Raw genomic sequence first — 1,231 nt, forward strand, 5'->3', positions numbered from 1 at the left:
CTGTGGATTCAACCGGTCGATGCAACAGATTGGCTAAATCGTTCAGCGGGCGTTTCGTAGTTTAGTGTTTTCCGAGGACGACTGTTCAACTGCCTTGCCACTTCATTGAGCGTGGCTTGCGAGTGCTCCGCCAGGTCGGTCCCTTTCGGGAAGTACTGCCTTAACAACCCGTTGGTGTTCTCATTCGATCCCCGTTGCCAGGGACGATGGGGGTCGCAGAAGTAGACCTTGATGTCGGTCGCCACCGTAAAACGCTTATGGTCAGCCATCTCTTTGCCGCGATCCCACGTCAGCGATTGGTAGAGTTCCTCGGGGAGTTCGCGGGCGTTTTCGATCAGGGCGCTGATGACCGTCTCGGTATCCTTACCGGCCAACTTCACCAGCATCACGTAGCGGGTATTTCGCTCAACAAGAGTGGCGATCTGGCTGTTCCTGCTGCCGCACAGCAGGTCACCTTCCCAGTGACCAGGCACCGCCCGATCCTTAGCCGTGGCCGGGCGTTCGCGGATGGATACCGCGTCTGTGATTCGGCCGTGATTTTCTTTCTTCTGCGTGTGATGTCGCGAGCGACGCATGGCTCTCGTGCGCCGTAAATGCTCAAGCAACTCCTTCTTCAGGGCCCCGCGAGCCTGTATGAAGAGGGTGCGATAGATCGTCTCGTGTGACACCTGATAGCTCGTATCATCCGGGTAGGTGCGCTTCAGCCAGCCGGCAATTTGTTCCGGTGACCACTGCAATTGAAGCTTGTCTGCAACAATTTGCGCCACCGCTCGGTTCTCAACAAGCTTGCAGACCTTGGGTCGATGGGCGCGATCCCAGGCCGCCTGATCAGCTCGATTAGCCCGGTAGCCTCCTTGGCCACCGTTGCGTCTGATCTCACGACTGATCGTAGAGGCTGCTCGCCCTAGCAGCGCGGCTATGGAACGGATCGAGTTACCTGCCACCACTGCCCGCGAAATCTCTTCGCGTTCAGCCAACGTCAGGGCCAATCTGGACCTGCGCCGTACAGCGGGTCTAATACCCCCTGTTTCCGCCAGGATGCGCTGTACCGATGAGTGGTTTCGATCAAATAGTTGGGCGATCTGCTGGAGAGAGTCGCCTTTCTGCCAGTGATCCCACATCAGTTTCTTCTGGCTTTCGGTGTAATAGATCCGAGGTCTCTGCTTCATCTGCAACACTCCTTCTGCTTACACAGAATTTAGTTGTGTTGCATCGACCGGTTGAATCCACA

The 1,231-nt window shown here is 56.5% G+C and carries 1 protein-coding gene; it reads right to left on the reverse strand.

Translation table 11 applies throughout. The features are described from left to right. Nucleotides 1-8: 8 nt before the first annotated feature. The gene (locus DK261_RS08635) at nt 9-1,169 is read right to left on the reverse strand and encodes an IS30 family transposase (RefSeq protein WP_053275419.1); all 1,161 of its coding nucleotides are present in this window, start codon (nt 1,167-1,169) and stop codon (nt 9-11) included. Nucleotides 1,170-1,231 lie beyond the last annotated feature (62 nt).

The organism is Pseudomonas sp. RW409 (assembly GCF_003184125.1).
GTDB lineage: Bacteria > Pseudomonadota > Gammaproteobacteria > Pseudomonadales > Pseudomonadaceae > Aquipseudomonas > Aquipseudomonas chlororaphis_I.

Coding starts and splice junctions, on each gene's coding strand:
- DK261_RS08635 (WP_053275419.1), bottom strand. CDS start 1,169: ATGAAGCAGAGACCTCGGATCTATTACACCGAAAGCCAGAAGAAACTG.